This is a genomic window from Pseudomonas sp. 8BK (assembly GCF_902506475.1).
In the GTDB taxonomy this organism is placed as follows: domain Bacteria; phylum Pseudomonadota; class Gammaproteobacteria; order Pseudomonadales; family Pseudomonadaceae; genus Aquipseudomonas; species Aquipseudomonas anguilliseptica.
Genome location: NZ_LR733257.1, coordinates 1 through 1,150, shown reverse-complemented (window position 1 = coordinate 1,150; position 1,150 = coordinate 1). Strand labels below are relative to the sequence as shown.

Here is a 1,150-nt window from a genome sequence, read left to right as displayed (position 1 = left end):
GTGTGGCCGCTGATGGTTGTAGTAATCCGTCAGGTAACGCAGCACATCAGCCTCAGCTTGTCCTTGGCTGGTATAGCCATGCTCTGGCATCCACTCCGTTTTCAGGCTTCTGAAGAAACGCTCCATTGGGGCGTTGTCCCAGCAATTTCCACGGCGGCTCATGCTCTGCTTGATCCGGTAACGCCACAGCATCTGGCGGAACTCGATGCTGGTGTAATGGCTGCCTTGGTCAGAATGAAACATCAGTTGCTGCGGGCAACCACGGGACTCAAAAGCCACGCGCAAAGCGCGCGTCGTAAGTTGTGAGTCTGGTCGATTGGACAACGCCCAGCCCACGATGCGGCGCGCATACAAATCCATCACCGCCGCCAGGTAGATCCAGCGATTGCCCGCCCAGATGTAGGTCACGTCGCCGCACCACACTTGGTTGGGCCCGCTCACTGTGAACTGCCGACCCAGCTCATTCGCCGCGATAGCGTTTTCACCATCAGCTCGCCGATAACGATGCTTACGCGATTGCGAACTGCACAACCGAGCCTCTTTCATCAGGCGTCCGGCAAGGAAACGACCCACAGCAACACCCTGTATTCGCAGCGCCGCTGACAATGTTCTCGCCCCAGCTGAGCCTCGACTTTGTAGATGAAGCTCAGTGGCCAGCTGACGCAGAGCAGCCCGCCGATGATCTATCCGACGGCGTCGCGTGCAGGCGTAGTAAACACTGCTGCGGTTTACGCCAAATACACGGCACAGCTCGGCTCGTGGATACCGCTCGCCCAATGCCTCGATCAGGCTTACTGATCGAGGGAGTCCGACATTAAGAGAGCGGTAGCCTTTTTTAGGATCTCTTTCTCCCGCTCCAAACGCCTAACCTGGGCCTCAAGGTCTTGTATGCGTTTCTGCTCGGGAGTCATGGCCTTGCTGCGCGGCGGGGTTGTGCCGCCACGCTCACTGCGCAGTTGCTCTACCCATCGACGTAATGCTACACCCATCGACTTGCAGGCCTCAGGAATGGAATACCCCTGATCCAACACCAAACCGGCTGCTTCGAGTTTGAAATCTGTACTGAATGATCTTCTGGTCACACAAACACCTCATGGCTGGGCGAAGCTTAACGCCCTATCGGGGTGTCCAGAATCATTGAGCCACAACA

1 protein-coding gene is annotated in these 1,150 nt (G+C 57.0%); it reads right to left on the bottom strand.

All coding sequences use genetic code 11. The features are described 5' to 3' along the window. Positions 1-1,082, bottom strand: a protein-coding gene (locus ACIN8IBEIGE_RS20610) for an IS3 family transposase (protein WP_160016441.1) whose coding sequence is annotated in 2 segments (ribosomal slippage) — positions 1-839 and positions 839-1,082 — 1,083 coding nt annotated over the 2 segments. Because the reading frame shifts where the segments join, the coding sequence is not laid out codon by codon here. This gene is flagged as partial in the annotation. Positions 1,083-1,150 lie beyond the last annotated feature (68 nt).